Origin of the sequence: Alteromonas sp. V450, from assembly GCF_001885075.1 — a bacterium.
Taxonomy (GTDB): domain Bacteria; phylum Pseudomonadota; class Gammaproteobacteria; order Enterobacterales; family Alteromonadaceae; genus Alteromonas.
The window spans coordinates 1646236-1664550 of record NZ_MODU01000004.1 but is presented as its reverse complement, the minus strand read 5'-3'; the positions used below and the strand labels follow the sequence as shown (position 1 = coordinate 1664550).

The window sequence follows — 18315 nt, the reverse complement described above, 5'->3', positions numbered from 1 at the left end:
ATCAACACGATTAACGTATATCACTCGAATGTTATGGACTAATTCGCTCAAATTTGCCGTACTTTTATTGAGTTTGAGCCTGAGCTTTTCACTAAGTGCGTATGCTGAACATCAACCAAGCAGTGACTACGGCCTAAACGAAGGTGGCTTCATGAGTTACGTTGCTCAACTAAAAAAAGAAGCAACTGAAAGAGGCTTGGATCAGGCAAAGCTTGAATTAGCATTTGCTAACATTAGGTTTAGACCGACGGTTGTAAAGTCTGACAAAAGCCAACCAGAGAAAAAGGTAACGTTGGACGAATATTTAGCAACAAGAGTGCCTGATTGGAAAGTGAAGCAGGCGATAGAGCAATACAATGAACACAAAGTATTGTTGGAAGAAATTGCTCAAAAGTATGGTGTTCAGGCCCGCTTTATTGTTGCGCTGTGGGGGAACGAATCTAACTTTGGTAAAATTCAAGGCAACTTTAGTGTGCTATCAGCATTGGCATCTTTGGCTTATGAAGGTAGACGAGAGAAACTGTTTAAGGATAATTTCTTTGCCGCACTACAAATACTTAATGAAGGGCATGTTGACGTAGAAGCGTTCAAGGGATCTTGGGCTGGTGCGATGGGGCAAACGCAATTCATGCCCTTATCATTTCTTAATTACGCGGTAGACTACGATGGTGACGGTAGAAAGGATATTTGGGGTACCACCGCAGATGTGTTTGCGTCGATTGCTAACTACTTGTCTTCTGAAGGCTGGAACCATAAAGGAACGTGGGGGCGCCAAGTCAAGCTTACCCAACCTGTACCATTTTCAGGACTCTCACAATCTTCTATGAAGCCGCTCTCTTTTTGGAACGAGAATGGTGTGAAGCGTTACGATGGAAGTGATCTTCCTAATGCCGACATCAATGCATCACTTATCATGCCTGATGGTGAAAAGGGTCGAATTTACTTGGTGTACAACAATTTTCATACACTGATGAAGTGGAATCGGTCTTCTTATTTTGGTATTTCGGTTGGATATCTATCAGAAAGAATAAATCAAGGTTACTAATGGCATATCAACATATTGATTCTCAGGGTAATAACATCGCCCTATCCGTTGGCAAAGTGCTATGCATAGGCAGAAACTACTTGGATCACATACAGGAAATGAACGCGGTGGTGTCTGAAGCGCCATTGTTGTTTATGAAGCCAAAGGCTGCCTTATGTCATATGCAGAAGCCCATTGCCATTCCTACCGACAAAGGCGAGTGTCACAACGAGCTTGAAGTCGCCGTTCTGCTAAAGGCACCATTGAAGAATGCCAGTGATGATGACGTAAAAGCCGCGATATGGGGTGTTGGACTTGGTCTTGATTTAACCCTTCGCGAGGTTCAGGCTGAGCTTAAGGCGCAGGGGCAGCCCTGGGAAAGGGCGAAGTCGTTTGACAACAGCGCACCACTTTCTGGCTTTGTTCCCATAAGCAAGGTAAATAACCTTGATGACCTTCGTTTTACCTTGGCCATAAACGGCAAGATTAGACAGACGGGGCATACTGAACTCATGCTGCATAAAGTTATCCCCCTAATCGCACACATGTCATCCCAATTTTCCCTAGACAGCGGTGACGTTATCCTTACCGGCACACCCAAAGGCGTGGGTGAACTTCTTCCAGCAGATAGGGTTGAAGCGTCTTTAGAAGGCTACCTCGCTGTCAGCACTGAGGTGATAGCAGAATGACAGTAGCGTTTTGGGAAGCGAAGACTTTAGAGGAAATGTCCCAAAAGGAATGGGAGTCGTTATGCGATGGTTGTGGTAAATGTTGTCTGCAAAAGTTTATAGACGATGATGCGGTGGAAGAATACGAAGTTACCGACCATATAAATGAAAATGAAAAAATTCATTACACCAATATTGTGTGCTCGTATTTGAATACAAAAAAGTGTGAATGCACACAATATGAAAGGCGTACAGAGCTGGTGCCAGATTGTGTAAAGCTAACTAAAGAAAACTTAAAAGATATTTTCTTTATGCCGAACAGCTGTACCTATCGTCGACTTTATGAGGGGAGGGGAATTCCCTCTTGGCACCCCTTGCTTAATAAAGGTAAGAAACACGTAATGCATGCAAAAGGTATGTCGGTGCGAAACAAAACCGTGTTTGAAACCGATGTGGACCTCAACAACTTTGAAGATTACATCGCAATCTGGCCTTTAGAAGATATAGACTAGCGGGGGAAACTGGACGCTAATCATTAGTAATGGCAAAGAGAAGAGCATCACGGCCAAATATACGTTTTCGACATAGCCCCTCTTTTATTCCGCCAATACGTTCAGCTACACGAATACTTGCCTTGTTGTTAGGTTCTACAAGGCATTCCAACCTATGCAAATTCATTTGAGAAAATGCGAGTTTCTTTAGTGTGTTACAAAGCGCGGTCGCTAATCCCTTGCCGCAGGCATCGGGCCTGAGCCAATAACCAAGGTTTGCAGTAAGATGTGTGTGGTTAATATGATTAACAATACCCATTCCCAAGCATTTATCTTCATGCATAAGCAAATAAGTTAGGCCATAGCCAGTATCGCGGTCTTTCTCCATGTTTATAATGCACTGTTTAGATAAGGCAGGCGTAACAGGACAAACTGATGAACCAAACCAAGGCTTTACATGGTGGATTGATTGCTGTCCAGCCTCGCAAAGCGCATAACAGTGTTTCTCTGCAATGCGCTGAATAGATAGGGGGCCTTGTTCCGTCTGGATAGGAGGTAGCCGAGACGGTAAAATGGATAAGTCTATCAAAAGGGTTTTTTATCCAGTATGCGGCAGGCAAACACTATCGCAAAAACGACAAAGTAAGCAGCAAAGATGATTTGCATCCACTCAGCCATTCCCATAGACAAAAACTGCCAAGTGTCTTCTAAACAGTCACCTTCGGCGGCAAACACAGCCGGTAACCATTCATGAAGCTGTAGCCATGATGGAAAATTAGGCACTATTTCGCAGCTGGCAAAAAACGGGTTCGAAGCGGTAAGTATATCGACATGCTCTCTTGCAATTATGAAGCCCCACCCAGCTGAGACAGCCCAACCCAAGAAGCCGAACATGCGTGTAAACCCGTTATTTTTAACGAGGACGATAAGCGCTGATAACACAATACCGTACATGGCAGTTCGCTGATAAATGCACATAATGCATGGTTTTAAACCCATGCCATATTGGAAATAAAGAGCGGCAATCTCAAGTGCCAATGACGTGGCAAAAAGCACAAGCCATGACGACTTGTGCTCTGCCCACTGGCTGATGCTATGTATTATACCACGCATCGTTTAATGACCGACCGCTTGAGCACCCGCTTCAGCTGCGGTGTGGTGCTCGATAAGATGCATGTCGTATAACACCTGAGTAGCGTCGGCAAGTCCAACGTACGTTGCCACCAAGCCAACGATAGTCAGTACAATAGTGTACGGTAAAGCCATCATTACCATGCGGCCGTACGATAAACGCAACAGCGGCGCAATAGCTGATGTAAGCAAAAACAAGAAAGCAGCTTGGCCATTCGGCGTTGCAACACTTGGTAAGTTTGTACCTGTGTTAATTGCTACAGCAAGCATATCGTATTGGTCGCGCGTAATTTGACCCGCTTCTAAGGCCGCAGTTACCTCTGTGATATACACAGAACCGACAAAAACATTGTCACTCACCATAGACAGCACACCGTTAGCGAGATAGAACATTACCATTTGCGTTTCGCCTTCAAACGACAGCACCCAATGGATGACTGGCTGGAAAAGGCCTTGGTCAATGATAACCGCTACAACACCAAAAAAGACGCAAAGTAGTGCAGTAAAAGGCAGTGCTTCTTCGAAGGCTTTTCCTAGGGCATGCTCTTCAATTACACCGCTCATCGACGTAGCAAGTACAATAACAGAAAGACCAATAAGACCTACCGACGCCATGTGAGTGGCAAGACCGATGATTAGCCAAATTCCAATTAATGCTTGAACCACTAATTTAGCGCTTTCGCGCTTGCTGCGGCCTTTGTCCATGTGTTCGTTGTAATCGACCAATATCTGTCGTACCGCTGAAGGTAGTTTAGCGCCGTAAGAAAACAGGCCAGTTTTTTCCAGTACAACAGTTGTAAGCAGACCACACACAAATACCGGCAATGTTACCGGTGCCATACGGATGAAAAACTCAACGAAATCCCAACCGGCTTTGTCTGCGATAATCAAGTTTTGAGGTTCGCCCACCATCGTCATTACGCCACCAAGCGCCGTGCCCACGGCAGAATGCATCATTAGGTTGCGAAGAAACGCTCGGAAGTCTTCAAGATCATGACTACCTAACTCGTCATCACTTGTGTGATCGTGATCAGAGTGAAACTCTTTTCCAGACGCTACTTTGTGGTAAATTGAGTAGAAACCCAATCCTACGCTAATGATGACCGCAACAACGGTAAGCGCGTCTAGAAATGCAGATAGAAAGGCTGAAGCAAAGATAAAGGCAAGTGAAAGGACGAGTTTGTTACGTACCTTTATAACGAGCTTCGTAAAAAGAAACATCAAAAGGTCTTTCATGAAGTAAATGCCTGCTACCATGAAAACTAGCAAGAGAAGCACTTCTAGATTGACCTCTATCTCATGCATCATATGACCTGGTGTGGTCATTCCGATGAACATCGATTCAATAAGCAATAATCCGCCTGGTTGCAACGGGTAGCATTTTAGTGCCATAGCAAGGGTGAAGATAAACTGAATGACGAGTGTCCACCCAGCAATGTACGGGTCCACCATAAATATGAACGGGTTGACGATAAGAAAAGCAATGATGGTTTTCTTGTACCAGTCGGGCGCATGTCCCAGGAAATTCGAATAGATCGAAGCGATCATAGAGGTTTGCATCAGTTCCTGTTCCTTTTACAACAAAGCACGCAAATTATGCATCTTTATCTTTTGTAGTTCCGGTTATTGCATACATAAACCGCTTCCTCATTTGAGATGTCTCGTGTTGTCTGCGGTTTTGTTGCTGTCATTATAGTCGGAAATTAAGCGTACATGATATTAACGCCTTGAGAAAGCAAATCACAGACCCCACACTATGAAAGTCACTGAATTTTTGCTGATTTTTTGATAGACAATAAAAAATAATCTGTAATTTGAATGATTACTGACCAATGTGTGTTTGCAAAACGGATTCTTTAAGCATATCCATCGGTTTTTTTTAACAAAATGTTAAAAACCTTTGCTGGACGCGCTATTAACCGTTGTGATAGTAAATGGGCATCTGGTACAATCAGTTACAAAATAACAATAACGTGCAGGCGATTAGTTATGATTTATAAGGCCCAGAGTCCCGCTGGATTTGCCGAAGAATACATTGTGGAATCAATTTGGAGTGGACGCTTTCCTCCCGGCACAATATTGCCCGCGGAACGAGAATTGTCTGAACTCATTGGCGTAACGCGAACAACACTTCGCGAAGTATTGCAACGTTTAGCACGAGATGGCTGGCTGACAATACAGCACGGTAAACCAACGAAAGTAAATAATTTCTGGGAAACGTGTGGTCTTAATATCTTGGAAACGCTAGCCAGGTTGGATCAAGAGGGTATCCCTGAACTCGTTGATAACCTCTTAGCGGCCAGAACTAATCTAAGTGCCGTATTCATTCGTGGTGCAATCCGAAATAACCCAGAAGAATCTGCACAGATAATTGCGCGATACAAAAACGTAGAGCAAGAGGGGTTAGCATTTGCGCAATTTGATTATCAAATGACCCACGATCTTGCGTTAGCTTCAAAAAACAACGTTTTCGTTTTAATGATGAACGGATTTAGAGGGCTATATTCACGAATTGGTGGTTATTTCTTTTCTCATCAGCAGGCGAGAGATGTTGCGAATAAGTACTATGCTGATTTGTTAGAAATAGCAGAGAAGGGCGATTACGATCGCGTTCCTGTAGTGGTTAGAAAATACGGTATAGAAAGTGGAAAAGTGTGGATGCAGATCCGCGACGAAATGCCAAAAGATTTAGTCGACTAGAATTTGACGTCCAACGTCCTTTTTGAGTAGAACAAGCGCTTTTTAGCGCTTGTTTTCGTTTCGAATTAGCTTACATGCTTGCTGCCTTACATACTTCGTAACACTTTTATCTTGTCAAGCGCCTTTAGGCGATACTACCACTGTAGACTATTGTCTGTAGATTTAGTTACCGTAGCATGAAAATACAAAAGCGCGTCAAATACACAATAGGAATAAAAATGAAATATTTATGGATAGCACTCGCTGCAGGGGGATTAGTATCTGCATGTAGTGATAGCAGCAAGGTGAGTGAAATTAACCCACAGGTAGATACGATGTCTAAACCAATAGTGCTCAATACTCATGTTAAAGCGCCAGTGGCAAGAAAACAGCCGCACGAACTGTCTGCTCATAATGTAACTAGGGTTGATAATTACTATTGGATGAGAGACGACGCCCGCACCAATACAGACGTTCTTGAACACCTTGAAAAAGAAAATGCATACGTTGAAAACGTGCTAGCACCATTGAAAGAAACGAGAGATAAACTTTACAACGAGCTGTCATCTCGCGTTGAAAAAAATGATTCTACAGTACCGGTGTTTACGAATGGTTACTGGTATTATTCCGTGTTTTCAGGGGAAAATGAATACCCCGCTTACCTACGTAAAAAAACGCTAGACGCTGAACCAGAAACCTTACTCGATGCCAACGTTATGTCACAAGGACACGATTATTTTAGCATCGGAAGCTATGCTGTGAGCCCGAGTAATGACCTACTAGCCTACTCAGAAGATACACTGAGCCGCAGAATATATACTATCTATGTTAAAAACTTAGCTAACGGAGAAAAGTTAGATGATGTGTTAGCCGATACCTCTGGGAGCGTCGTATGGGCAAATGACAACCTGCATTTGTTTTATGTAAAAAAAGATCCCCAAACATTACTTGGCTATCAAGTGTACCGTCATAAGCTTGGGACATCACAAAAAGAAGATGTACTCGTATATGAAGAGTCCGACCCTACGTTTTATACCTACATAAGTAAAAGTAAAGATAACAGCTTTGTTTTCATTCATCACGACAACACAGATAAAACCGGCGTTACGCTTATCGATGCCAACAAACCTACCTTACCTACAACTATGTTTTTACCAATAGAAGATGGTCAGGAATATAGCCTCGCAAAGTCTGGTGATTTCTTTTACGTACTGACAAACATTAATGCTAAGAATTTCAAAGTGATGAGAGCGCCAGTGTTGGCAACGGGTGATATATCACAATGGGAAGAGGTTGTTCCCCACCGTCAAAATGTCTTTCTACAAAGTATAGAGGTGTTTAAAAACCATCTTGTAGTAAAAGAGAAAGAAAACGGCATGCTGCGCTTAGTTGTACATAATCTAACATCCAAAGAGCAAAACGTAATACCTACACAAGATCCAATTTACGGCGCTTACTTCAGGGATAATCCTGAAATTGATACCGATACGGTAAGGTTATATTACAGCTCGTTGACGACTCCAGGCTCAATCGTGGATATCAACCTCGATACGCTAGATACTGAGATTAAAAAGCAGACCCGTGTTTCAGATGCCTTTGATGCCGAAAACTATGTGTCAGAGCGCCTGATGATTGAGGCTCGAGATGGCGCACAAGTGCCTGTCTCTCTCGTTTACCGTCGAGATAAATTTAATAAAGACGGAACTGCTCCGCTTTACCAATATGCATATGGTTCATACGGTTCAACGATTGACCCGACCTTTAGAAGCAGCTGGTTGTCGTTACTCGACCGAGGTTTTGTGGTGGCGATAGCACACATTCGTGGCGGGCAAATGCTCGGTCGTGAGTGGTATGAAGACGGTAAAATGCACAAAAAAATGAATACTTTTACTGATTTTATTGATGTGAGTAAAAGTTTGGTAGCGCTGCGTTATGCAGACAAAAAACGCCTATTCGCCATGGGGGGAAGTGCTGGCGGTTTATTAATGGGAGCCGTTGTTAATATGGAGCCTCAGCTTTACCGAGGCGTCAGTGCACACGTGCCGTTTGTCGATGTCGTCACGACAATGAGTGATGCAACGATCCCGTTAACAACTGGGGAATACACAGAGTGGGGAAACCCTGCTAATAAGGCTGAATTTGATTACATGCTTTCGTACTCACCTTACGATCAAATTGTGGCTCAGGACTATCCGAATATGTTAGTAACAACGGGGCTGCATGACTCACAAGTACAGTATTTTGAGCCAATGAAATGGGTTGCAAAACTGCGTGAATTTAAAACTGATGACAATCTTCTATTGTTTAAAACCGATATGGATGCCGGGCACGGAGGAGCGTCAGGCCGATTTAAGCGCTTTGAATCGACAGCGTTAGAGTACAGCTTTGTGCTGCATCTTGCTGGCATCCCTTTATAGATATTGAAACTTTCAGTTCATCTAAAGCCGGAAAAAAGATTTTTTCCGGTTTTTTTTATTTTTTTTGTTTTTAGTATGCAGTTTCTAATTGTAACGCTTACAGTGTAGTCATGGTGTTAAGAGACACTCAAAATTAGCAATTCATAGGAGCTAAAAATGACTACTACAGATACTATCAAAGGTAAGATTAACGAAGCGGAAGAGATGGCTCGTAAAATTTGGCTAGCAGGTCTTGGCGCTTATGGTAAAAGCGTTGAAGAAGCACAAGGTCGTTATGAGAAGCTTAGCGAAGAAGCCAACAAAATGTTTGACGAGCTTGTTAGCAAAGGTGAAACACTTGAAGAAGACGCGCGTAGCAAGTTTAAGTCAACGACAAACGATGTAGAGAATCGTGTTGCAGATGTGCGCAAAAAGCTTGGCTTGGACTCAGAGCCTGCTGATCAGCGTATTGAAGAGCTATCTGCAAAGATTGACGCGTTAACTGAAGCTGTGGCTAAACTTGCTGCTTCAAAATAACGTTGAAAGCGGGCGTTTTATATTTGCGCCCGCTCTGCTTATTCGTTCTACAATTAGGTCTCAATTAAAACGTCGTCTGTTTTCTTGAGTCCTGTCCTTCCAAAAACACCTCACAAGGAGGCGTTATGAATGATAAAACTGAATCTCCTCTGTCTGCTGCATCAAGCAATACACGTAATGAGCGTGACACTGTAAGTGTCGAACTTAGCAAGCAAGTGAAGTCATCGCCGCTTATAGGTTGGTTGTCCGCAGGATCTGATCTGATTGCTGCAAAATTGGATGGAGCTGCTGCAGTAGTAAGCCAAGCATTAGATAACACCCATGAAACGTTAAATAGCATGCAAGCCAAAGGCGTGGAAGTTGAGGCCGATATCAAGCGTGCTTTAAATCCAATGGCGCTATTAGACAACGCCCAAAAGCTGGTAATGTCTACACCGCTTTTTAGTGTGTTATCTGGTGGGGGACAACGTCATCAAAAAGCGCAGCAGCTAGATTTGTTAAATGCAAAAGTCGATTTACTCGTGGAACAGGTCGCGCTTTTGGCTGCAAAACAAGCCGCAGCCAAAACGACAAAGCAGTCCAGTACCAAGGCTGTCGCAAAGCCAGCAGCTGCAAATCCAGCAACTACGAAGCAAGATGCAGAGCCGGATGAAGTGAAAGCAGTTGTTAAGAAGACACAAGCGAAAACAACCGCTAAATCACCGGCGAAAAGTACGGCTCAAAAGACACCCGCGGCGCGTACCGTTAGAAAAACAGCGGCAAAGCCCAGTACGACTAAAGCCTCGCGTAGCACTGCCGCAAGCAAAAAAACGCCCTCTAAAAACACGGGTGGTACGACTGCTTCAAAACCTGAAGACGCGTAGTGCAACGTAGTTTGCATGTATTTGCCGTTAGCTTTACACCGAGCGTACTAGGCTGATAATAGCGGTATTATACAGTAACATTCTGTTTATTTGTGCGTAAAAAAAGTTGCGAATGCGTGACGACTTCGCTGTCGAAAAGAAGATTACTGCTTCTTTTCGACACGTTAATTAAAACTTCAATTCATCCTTTTTTACCATCACAAAGCGATTAAGTCACTACCACTTTTTTATTTTCATGTCGTTACGAAAAACATGAGTGAATTTTTTCAGACATCGTTTGGTGGGGTTGATAACAATGCGCTGCGAGCAGATGTTGAGCATAGGAATGTCACTGGCGCTGTCGGAATAACCAGTAATGCTGTTGTAATTTGCGGTGTCAACGGTTTCGGTTAAGCGAAGCACTTTGTTAGAGGAAATACAATGAAATGTGCAAACCATTCCAAAAGCAATGCGTTTTTCTTCCGAGCAAATTAACTCAGTGTGTGTTAATGCCATTTGCGCAATGAGTTTTCTAACTATCCATTTTGAAGCACCACTCACAATAATAATTCTATCGCCTTGTTGGAAATGATGAGCGAGCTGTGCTCTTGCTAGAACTCGGGTAGTGCGGTCGCTTGAAAATGCTTTGATAAAAGCATTGCGTAAATGAACCACTTTTTTTCTATGCATTGCAAACGTTGCTATCCATAGCCATATAGAGAAGCCTACACGCTTGGTTTTCTCGTGAACCAAAAAAAGGGCAGCCAACGGCGCCGCTAGCGCGCAAAACATGAGCCTGATTGGGTTGCGGAAAATAATAAAGCGCATAAATGCTGCACCAGAATCTTTATTAATTATGGTCTTGTCAAAGTCAAAAAGTACTAAATTCACGACGTCGAAAACATCCTTGTTTGTGTAAGAACCAACAAAAATATCATTTTATTGTAAGAGAAACGCTAGCGAGCGCCATCAGTTGGGGGTGTTATTTTTTCACCCAAAGGTTTTGATGTTTTTTAAAGCTAAAGAAATCATAAGGCTCCCAAAAGCTGGGTATAAGGTCGTCAACCGAATCGGCTGTGAAATTGTTAGACAGCTGCCCCATTATTTCGCCTAATCGGTCCTTGCCCATTCGCATTAATTTTTTTCTTGCTGCTTGAAAGTACAAATTTCGCTCCTTCGTGATCACTTCGATCCCACCAGTAGTGATGTACTTTCTATTGCGCGTTACTACTTTACAAACTGGGGCTGACGGGTCCTTTGGATTGAGTCCGGTAACAATGGCGCATTCATACTGCTCCTTTTCGGTGCCATTATCATTGATAGGTATAAAGTTTATACCGAACCCTTGCGGAAAATACCCCACCATATCGATGAACTCTTGGGCAAGTTGCTTATTTAAGCCTCCTTTTTTGGCTAGCTGTTCGATTAGCATATAGCCTTTAGGCAGGCTTGACCTACAGTAATCTGGTTTTGTCGACAGCACGATTGAAACATATATTTGAGGTATTTTGAGGATCTCGCCTAATCCCGTTTTCGACAAGAATGCGTCTTTTACCAGCTTGATAAGAAAATCGTTTGTTTCATTGAGCGTTTGTGTAACCCGTTCTTTTTCTTCACGCGAATTGCCAACATAGTGAGGTACGCCCAAACCATCAATAAGGTATTTGAGCGTGAAATGGTAATTAAGCTTAAGCAGAGCTTTACGCTGTGTTTCGTCTAAAAGCCTAAATTCGTCTTGTTTCCCATCTTCACCTTTCAGAAGCGAGAGTGCAGCGGGGCTTTGCAAGCCAATGTCTTGTAACAACGATGCTGTTATCAGCGGTTTACCTAGTTCATTGAACCATTTCTGCTTCCAATATTTATTTTTTCTAAATCGGGATAACGATTCTCGATACTTGGAAAGATAATTATGTGCAATAGCGTCGTGATTCAGGAGCCTGTCAACAATGCGAAGTGTCAAAACAGCTTTGTAGAGTGGTTTAAATCGCTGATGTACCCTTGCAAATTTGCCTTCAGGCCCGCGAGTCAGCAGCATGATAGTTCCGAGTAATTTGGCACTGAGTTCTTGAGTCTCTTGCCAGTTATCACCCTCACATAACTCAACAATTTTACTTGCTACTGCATCTAAGCGTTCGAGGCGAGACAGGCGTTCTTCTTCTAGTTTGTTCTTACTATTACTAATTTGTTTTTTTAACTGCTCAGCAAGTACCTCTTTGTCATCCCGACCGTCGAGACGCTCCAACTGAGTGTTAAGTTCGTCAATATGTGCTTCAAGGGGGAGAGAAATAGAATAGTAGTTACTCGCATCCTCGAAAACAGAGCCGTAGCCATTGTCCTGAGGATAAATTTGGTTAAGCAACTGCTTGACGTGTTGTGTATAGATGCTGTCGGGGTTCTGACTTTGTGCGCTCACCGTAGTCCTTTATCATTTGGGCGTTGTTTATTTTCATTTTCGCCGGGCCGCGAGAAGCCCAAGTGTCAATCCTTTGAACGCAATTACCGCACAAGGTGTCCTAGCTCGAAGGCTTCTCGTTTTTTTAGTTGTGCTAAATGATAGCGCAACTTTTCACTAATTTTGGTATTTCTTTTGATAACGTGGAGTTGGGGCCATGACGCACGCTCGCCACTACGAATGAGTTGCTCGATACTTTCAAGTGTAGGGTTAGAAAGTACTTGCGTAAGATTTCTCAACTGTCGTTTAGGTAAAATGTTGATGTTGCCAACGTATTGCTGATCAATGATTGAACGTACCTTATGGATAGCCAGTTTAGCGCTTTTGTTTGCCGTTAAACGTTCTACCATGTCAATCGCAAAAATGCTGTTTGATTTCGCTAGCTGACTCAAATGTCGAGTAGAAATGTCCCACAAAGAGTTTGAATCTATACGATTTGGCGATATAAAAGGTACAGCGAGAGGGTTAGTTTGACTTACTATGCTGTGGTTTACACCGTATAACCTTGCAAGGCGCTCAAACGGTAAATCAGCCATCAACGAACCATCGGCAAACCGCCTGTTTGGAATGTACGGCACTATGTCGCCCGAGGGGGTTTTCGCTCTAAGTTGAACGGGACTAAAAATAACTGGAACGGCACATGATGCTCGCACAGCTTGCGTAATTATTGCATTTGGCGATGTTTTTGCGTTTAGCAGGCGTGAATGTTGATGCAAGTCAGCAGGAGACACCGTTATTGTTATGTGTCTGCCGGTTTTTTTAAACGCCTCTTCAAATGTAGTTAGGTCGAAAAGTTCAATAAGCGCATTTTCGAGTACCGCGCTGTCGAATAAGCCTTTTTTTCCGAGCCCCGCAAAACTGCGCCAATGTTTAAAGGTTTCGTAAATAAATTCAGCGCTCAGAGACTCGACGAGCTCGCTGCGGTTTCGCGTACCGAGCATACCCGCAATAATAGAGCCTGCACTTGCGCCGGACACAACAGAAGGGAGCAAGTCTTTGCTATTTAGGGATTTAACTACGCCCGCGTGGAAAAAGCCCAGGCCAGCTCCCCCTGACAGCATTAAACAACTTCGACCGAATGCATGTGCTGTTTCATCAAAAAAAGACAACTTTTCGTAAAAGTCTACGTCATTTTCCTCAGCATTGACGATTTGCTCTAATGCGTGAGTGACTTCATCGATAAATTGTTCGATAAGATGTTTAGTGCCAATTTTGCAATGCGTTAACAATATCGGATTTGCTATGTTTCCCAAATTGCCATGTAAGCCTTCGTGCAAGATAGACATCAGGGCATGAATGTCGCCTTTACTTCTGGCCAGCTGAAGACGCTGCACACGTTTACGAATTAACTTGTAGTCGAAGTCTTCGCTCTCATCTAGCGCTTTCCATTCATCGGCGCCAGAAAGGTTATCGTGTGCAATGCACGCTGCTTCGTATTCATCGTATGTTTTTGCGTGCTCGATATCACGTTCGAGCTTTTTCAATCGCAAGTCGAATACTGCCATGGCAACTACCTATTCATTAATTTCAAAAAATTGCGAACTCAAATCACATCAATACGAGCGCTAGGCTGATAATGCTTTTCGTACATTGTCTAACTCTAAACCGCAATTTTAGAATCTACTACCTAAACTGCCGGTGAAGTAAAACATAATCTTCTTTCTAGTTTTTAGTCAGTTATTGTGGGCTTTACAATCAACAATTAGCATAAATTTCATTTTTACATTGACCATTTACTAAGCACTAAGTAGCCTGATAGAGAAAATAATAAATCGGACCACTTACCTGCAGTATGGAATGGAACATTGAAACGCTAACCTTATTATCAATTCCATTGATCAGTGCCGTTGTCGGCTGGTTGACGAATTTTCTTGCGGTAAAGATGATGTTTTATCCCATTGAATTTGTGGGAGTAAAGCCAATTTTTGGCTGGCAAGGACTGATCCCCGCGAAACGACGGGAGATGGCTGAAATTGAGGTTGAACTTGTATTAGGCAAGTTATTAAGTGTAGAAGAGCTGGCGCAACGACTTGACCCAAATGAGCTCTCCAAAGCAATTGAACGGCGTCTATCTCAAGTTATCAGGAAGGTTGTTAACAATGTGATGGCGGAGTCTGCTCCTCAACTTTGGGCAGCGTTACCCGTTCAAGGTAAAGACTTGGTTTATCAGAGAATTGAGAATGATATACCCAACGTCGTTTGCAAGATGGTCGACGACTTCCAACATAATGTATCGGAAATACTCGATATAAAAGAGCTCGTTGTTGAACAGTTAGTAAACGCGCCTGAATTGGTTAATGAAATTTTTCTTACTGCAGGTAGCAAAGAGTTTCCATTTATTGTGCGATCTGGCTTTTATTTTGGGTTTCTATTTGGTCTGCCGACAATGCTGCTGTGGTACTTCTATCAAGCATGGTGGATATTGCCGCTAGGGGGATTGCTTGTTGGTTACGCAACTAACTGGATAGCCATCAAGATTATTTTTGAGCCCAAACGCCCAGTAAAGTTAGGCCCAATAACCATTCAAGGTATGTTTCTCAAGCGTCAGAAAGAAGTCTCTGAGGTGTACTCTGCAATTATAGAAAAGAAGCTTATTACACCGCAGAATATCACGCATATCATCCTCCACGGTTCGGGTTCGGCACAACTATTGGAACTAATAGAACTGCATGTCAACGACGCGATCGAGCGTTATGTTGCGATAGCGCAACCTTATTTCGCGTTAGGTGTTGGGTCAAAGAACTACCACAAAATGAAGGCGCTGGCAGTACAACAGATATTCGATAATTCCGATAAGTATCTGCGTTATGCCTTTGACTATGCGAATAATGCAATGCATATCGGGCAGGATTTGAGTGAACGCATGCAAGCGTTAAGTGTTGAAGAGTTTGAAGGTGTGTTGCGACCTGCGTATCAGCAGGATGAGTGGAAGCTTATCGTAACAGGGGCTATTCTGGGCATGGCTGCTGGTTTTGCTCAGCTTTATTTTGTGTTTATGTAGATATAGATAAACAAGGCTCGGTATGAAGACCGCACAAAAAATTTTGCTTACAGCGTTAACCTTGTTTAACGAACATGGCGAGAATACGGTAACCAGTGTCGATATCGCGATTGAGTTGGATATAAGTCCAGGTAACCTCTACTACCATTTCAAAGGCAAGGACAGTTTGGTTAACGCATTAATGAAAATGCATGAGCAGCAGATGCAAAAAATCCTGAACCGAGAAAAGTTGGACACGCTTCATCCTGAGGAAATTATATATTATCTCTATCTTCTTATTGACAGTATTCATGTATTCCGTTTTTTCTATCGAAGCCCCGCCGACCTAGCGGAAAAGTATCCCAGCATCGTGCGCCCTAGACAGCACATATTATCTGGGTTGAACAAACAACTCGCTTTTCTATTTGAATCATTATCGACCCGAGATATTTTTATTGCTTCAAAAGCAGATAGAGCACTAATGGTAGACCTAGTATCTTTAATAATTACTCAGTCTTGCCAGTTTGATGAGTTAAATAGCCATACGGATAGCACAATGCAGCGCTATCATGCCTTGTCACTTATGATGGTAAGCGTAATGCCGAGATTGGCACTATCCGATGACCAAAAGTACCAGCTAGAACAGATGCTACACTCGCATGATTTTGTGAGAGAAGCTTCAACCCCATCCCCCCTCGACTTCGTGTGAAGGAATCGTAATGGCAAAAACGCTCAGTTTCTTAGATAAGTCTTTTTGGATTACCGAGTCAGATGAAAACCCAAAACACGTGGCTTGTTTGCAGCTACTCGCCATACCGAAAGGTGCAAATAGCAGTGATTATGTTCCCCAGTTATTTCACGAAATAAGAAGTTTTGCTCGTGCTACATCACCCTTTAATTGCGCAGTTAAAACGATATTGGGCTATCCGGTCGGGTTTGCGCCAGTAAAAAAACTTCACATGGATTATCATGTGCAAATCCATCGTGTAGCCGATATTACGAACCGAGAGGCGTTAGATGCATTTGTGGCAAGGCTGCATGCCTCACGTTTAGATCCTGACAAGCCCCTGTGGCAATACCATTTTATATTTGACGATAATAGTGAGACTTTCGCTATCTATGCACGTGTTCACCACATGTATGGCGACGGCGCGACTTTAGTGCGTTGGTTCCAAGCAGGGTATGTCTCTCACTCACACGAAACAAAATTCACACCGGTATGGGCGGTTAAACGGTTACGTCACAGGCGTCGAGAACCTGTAAGTTTCTATAAGCGCCTTCTTGGCGTTGGCTATGCGCTTAAAACTGCTTTCGATTTGCTCGTGATTTTTTTACGAATTTTCATGAAAATTTTATGGGTTAATCCCCACTACATGCCAGTGCCATTTACTGGGACGAAGACGGTGCTTACTGGACAAGTGAAGGCGGGGCGGGCAGTAGCCACAATGGATCTTGATTTTACGCGAGTGAAAGCGCTAGCCCGGCGCACCCGTTCAACGGCCAATGAAGTGTTGTTGTGTGCGTTCGATATCGGGGTACATAAGCTGCTTCAAGATCATGGGCAGGTGTTTAAGAAGGCACTATTTACCAATATGCCTATTAATCTTCGTAAGCCTGGCGAGAAAACAACAGGTAATAAAATAGCAATCGTGCCTGTACAGCTAGCCCACGGTGAGACTGACCCCTATTTGCGCTTGCGCCAAATTGTAGTTAACCACCGCATTGTTAAACATGCTGCCCAGCATGCTCGACCAGCGGCGTTCAGTGGCTATACTATTGTTATCCAATCACTAGCTTTGGTTTTCGAGTGGCTCAAGCTATCAAGTGTAGTCAAACCCATAGCAAACATTCTTATATCAAATGTTCCTGGGCCAAAAGATACGAGGTACCTCAAAGATGCAAAGTTACTTGCGTGTTACCCCATTTCAACAATGACGCCCGGTGGAGGAGTCAACATAACGTTGATGACCTACGCAGGTACCGCGAATGTTGGTATGGTTTGCTGTAACAAGAATATTGAGTCACTGCAGCCACTTGCCCGATATGTCAGCGAGGCATTTGATATGCTTGAAGCTAGTGTTGATGATCCGAGGTTAAATATTGACGATATTGGAGAGCAGATAGAGGCTGTCCCTGTGTCAATAGTGTCTGATGATTAACAGGCGTGTATGAATATTCGTATGCGCCAATTGATTTACATACTGCACTTCATAACTAGATAGGCCCGGCAGTTAACGCAAGTAGAAGCGGAGAACATCGTCTTCAACGCGAACGCTTTTTCCAAGTTTTGCAAATAAGGCTTCGCGCCAGTGATTTTCACGCATTGTGTGGCTCAAGTCTTGTTGCGCCAGCTGTTTTTTGATGGCTGAATCGATTTGAGGAATGTGATAATCCAAAATTGCTTGCTTCGAGCCCGTTAAGTAGAGCTTTAGATAATCGGCAGCAATATCGGCGGTACCCGCACTTAGCACTGAAAGTGCCGACTTCAACGTGCTGTTGATAAGGGAATTGACAGTTTTTGGGAAGAAGCGATTGATAATAAATTGCGTATCTTTGATAAATGCATAGTCGTCGTTGACAAGAGTAACGCTGTCGGTGCTAATGTCTTTGAGCGAGAGCGTATTCGTAATTTTTTCGTAGTGAGGCACTGCAGACACAGTAAAAATTAAATGTGCTCGGTACAAGGTTGTTGCAGCTGCTTCAATTTTAATCGCTGCAAGGCACTGAAGCCCGATTCGATTATTTTCGTTGTCTAAGGTGATGTTTCCTTCAAGTATGCTAAGTGAACCTTCGCCGATAGGGATATTAAATTTACAATCGTAGGGGAAACTATCTTTCAAAAAAACATGTAGCTCTGATTTTGTAAAATCGTCGTGCGTAAGCTTTCCTAACGCCACCAACCACTGGGCAACGTAGAATTTACACGTGTCTTTGAATGAAAGATGCTTTGACAAAAGTAGCCTCTTATTCTTGGCTTTAAGGTCTGCTTTAGAAGACAAATGGCCTGGTTGTCTATTTGTGCGACATGTTTTCGCTAAGTTACCAGTAATGTTAGTTTTTTTAAATCTTAATATGAAACACTTTTCATAGCGTACACTTGTTTGCTAATCTGGTC

17 protein-coding genes are annotated in these 18315 nt (G+C 43.1%); 10 read left to right on the top strand and 7 right to left on the bottom strand.

Going from position 1 to position 18315, the window contains the following annotated elements:
- Positions 1 to 28: 28 nt before the first annotated feature.
- The 3 genes from BK026_RS07245 to BK026_RS07235 are packed head-to-tail and all read left to right on the top strand — an operon-like array spanning position 29 to position 2204.
- Positions 29 to 1045 (top strand): lytic transglycosylase domain-containing protein, encoded by a 1017-nt coding sequence (locus tag BK026_RS07245; protein WP_371264968.1) that lies wholly within the window; start codon positions 29 to 31, stop codon positions 1043 to 1045.
- Positions 1045 to 1713, top strand: coding sequence for a fumarylacetoacetate hydrolase family protein (locus BK026_RS07240; protein WP_071815248.1), 669 nt, complete (start codon positions 1045 to 1047; stop codon positions 1711 to 1713). Before BK026_RS07245 ends, BK026_RS07240 begins: the two co-directional genes overlap by 1 nt.
- Entirely contained in the window at positions 1710 to 2204 is a 495-nt protein-coding gene (locus BK026_RS07235; protein WP_071815247.1) for a YcgN family cysteine cluster protein, read from the top strand. The genes BK026_RS07240 and BK026_RS07235 overlap by 4 nt, the downstream gene beginning before the upstream one ends.
- Before the next feature lie 16 nt (positions 2205 to 2220).
- Here the strand turns inward: BK026_RS07235 and BK026_RS07230 are convergent, their stop codons facing one another.
- From BK026_RS07230 to nhaB, 3 genes are read right to left on the bottom strand one after another with little or no spacing between them, the layout of a single operon-like run.
- Positions 2221 to 2772, bottom strand: a complete 552-nt coding sequence (locus tag BK026_RS07230) for a GNAT family N-acetyltransferase (RefSeq protein ID WP_071815246.1) — start codon at positions 2770 to 2772, stop codon at positions 2221 to 2223.
- A complete protein-coding gene (gene dsbB / locus BK026_RS07225; RefSeq protein ID WP_071815245.1) occupies positions 2769 to 3296 on the bottom strand; it encodes a disulfide bond formation protein DsbB in 528 nt (175 codons plus the stop codon). The genes BK026_RS07230 and dsbB overlap by 4 nt, the downstream gene beginning before the upstream one ends.
- Before the next feature lie 3 nt (positions 3297 to 3299).
- A complete protein-coding gene (nhaB, locus tag BK026_RS07220) occupies positions 3300 to 4874 on the bottom strand; it encodes a sodium/proton antiporter NhaB (RefSeq protein ID WP_071815244.1) in 1575 nt (524 codons plus the stop codon).
- A gap of 429 nt (positions 4875 to 5303) precedes the next feature.
- Here nhaB and fadR point away from each other — a divergent pair, with 429 nt between their 5' ends.
- From fadR to BK026_RS07200, 4 genes are all read left to right on the top strand, one after another.
- Positions 5304 to 6014, top strand: a complete 711-nt coding sequence (fadR, locus tag BK026_RS07215) for a fatty acid metabolism transcriptional regulator FadR (RefSeq protein WP_071815243.1) — start codon at positions 5304 to 5306, stop codon at positions 6012 to 6014.
- A 218-nt stretch (positions 6015 to 6232) separates the two neighbouring features.
- Positions 6233 to 8410: a S9 family peptidase gene (locus BK026_RS07210; protein WP_071815242.1), complete on the top strand. Its 2178-nt coding sequence runs from the start codon at positions 6233 to 6235 to the stop codon at positions 8408 to 8410.
- 156 nt (positions 8411 to 8566) lie between these two features.
- Positions 8567 to 8926, top strand: a complete 360-nt coding sequence (locus BK026_RS07205; RefSeq protein ID WP_071815241.1) for a phasin family protein — start codon at positions 8567 to 8569, stop codon at positions 8924 to 8926.
- 125 nt (positions 8927 to 9051) lie between these two features.
- Positions 9052 to 9789, top strand: a complete 738-nt coding sequence (locus BK026_RS07200; protein ID WP_071815240.1) for a hypothetical protein — start codon at positions 9052 to 9054, stop codon at positions 9787 to 9789.
- Positions 9790 to 10005: 216 nt separating this feature from the next.
- On the opposite strand, the gene BK026_RS07195 is transcribed toward BK026_RS07200, so the two are convergent.
- The 3 genes from BK026_RS07195 to BK026_RS07185 form a co-directional block, all read right to left on the bottom strand.
- Positions 10006 to 10659, bottom strand: coding sequence for an HAD-IB family phosphatase (locus BK026_RS07195; protein WP_071815239.1), 654 nt, complete (start codon positions 10657 to 10659; stop codon positions 10006 to 10008).
- A 91-nt stretch (positions 10660 to 10750) separates the two neighbouring features.
- Entirely contained in the window at positions 10751 to 12181 is a 1431-nt protein-coding gene (locus BK026_RS07190; RefSeq protein WP_071815238.1) for a hypothetical protein, read from the bottom strand.
- 83 nt (positions 12182 to 12264) lie between these two features.
- Positions 12265 to 13725 (bottom strand): DUF3336 domain-containing protein, encoded by a 1461-nt coding sequence (locus BK026_RS07185; protein ID WP_071815237.1) that lies wholly within the window; start codon positions 13723 to 13725, stop codon positions 12265 to 12267.
- 287 nt (positions 13726 to 14012) lie between these two features.
- Between BK026_RS07185 and BK026_RS07180 the strand changes: the two genes are divergently transcribed.
- The 3 genes from BK026_RS07180 to BK026_RS07170 are packed head-to-tail and all read left to right on the top strand — an operon-like array spanning position 14013 to position 17359.
- Positions 14013 to 15221, top strand: a complete 1209-nt coding sequence (locus BK026_RS07180; protein WP_071815236.1) for a DUF445 domain-containing protein — start codon at positions 14013 to 14015, stop codon at positions 15219 to 15221.
- 22 nt (positions 15222 to 15243) lie between these two features.
- Complete coding sequence (locus BK026_RS07175; RefSeq protein ID WP_071815235.1) at positions 15244 to 15909, top strand: TetR/AcrR family transcriptional regulator; 666 nt, start codon at positions 15244 to 15246, stop codon at positions 15907 to 15909.
- 10 nt (positions 15910 to 15919) lie between these two features.
- Complete coding sequence (locus BK026_RS07170; RefSeq protein WP_071815234.1) at positions 15920 to 17359, top strand: wax ester/triacylglycerol synthase domain-containing protein; 1440 nt, start codon at positions 15920 to 15922, stop codon at positions 17357 to 17359.
- Between the two features lie 72 nt (positions 17360 to 17431).
- Here BK026_RS07170 and BK026_RS07165 read toward each other — a convergent pair whose 3' ends face one another.
- A complete protein-coding gene (locus BK026_RS07165) occupies positions 17432 to 18154 on the bottom strand; it encodes a DUF1439 domain-containing protein (protein ID WP_071817541.1) in 723 nt (240 codons plus the stop codon).
- Positions 18155 to 18315 lie beyond the last annotated feature (161 nt).

Bases quoted from the DNA above. Each gene is read 5' to 3' on its own strand.
- BK026_RS07245 (WP_371264968.1), top strand. From the start codon at position 29: ATGTTATGGACTAATTCGCTCAAATTTGCCGTACTTTTATTGAGTTTG.
- BK026_RS07240 (WP_071815248.1), top strand. From the start codon at position 1,045: ATGGCATATCAACATATTGATTCTCAGGGTAATAACATCGCCCTATCC.
- BK026_RS07235 (WP_071815247.1), top strand. From the start codon at position 1,710: ATGACAGTAGCGTTTTGGGAAGCGAAGACTTTAGAGGAAATGTCCCAA.
- dsbB (WP_071815245.1), bottom strand. From the start codon at position 3,296: ATGCGTGGTATAATACATAGCATCAGCCAGTGGGCAGAGCACAAGTCG.
- nhaB (WP_071815244.1), bottom strand. From the start codon at position 4,874: ATGCAAACCTCTATGATCGCTTCGATCTATTCGAATTTCCTGGGACAT.
- fadR (WP_071815243.1), top strand. From the start codon at position 5,304: ATGATTTATAAGGCCCAGAGTCCCGCTGGATTTGCCGAAGAATACATT.
- BK026_RS07210 (WP_071815242.1), top strand. From the start codon at position 6,233: ATGAAATATTTATGGATAGCACTCGCTGCAGGGGGATTAGTATCTGCA.
- BK026_RS07205 (WP_071815241.1), top strand. From the start codon at position 8,567: ATGACTACTACAGATACTATCAAAGGTAAGATTAACGAAGCGGAAGAG.
- BK026_RS07200 (WP_071815240.1), top strand. From the start codon at position 9,052: ATGAATGATAAAACTGAATCTCCTCTGTCTGCTGCATCAAGCAATACA.
- BK026_RS07185 (WP_071815237.1), bottom strand. From the start codon at position 13,725: ATGGCAGTATTCGACTTGCGATTGAAAAAGCTCGAACGTGATATCGAG.
- BK026_RS07180 (WP_071815236.1), top strand. From the start codon at position 14,013: ATGGAATGGAACATTGAAACGCTAACCTTATTATCAATTCCATTGATC.
- BK026_RS07175 (WP_071815235.1), top strand. From the start codon at position 15,244: ATGAAGACCGCACAAAAAATTTTGCTTACAGCGTTAACCTTGTTTAAC.
- BK026_RS07170 (WP_071815234.1), top strand. From the start codon at position 15,920: ATGGCAAAAACGCTCAGTTTCTTAGATAAGTCTTTTTGGATTACCGAG.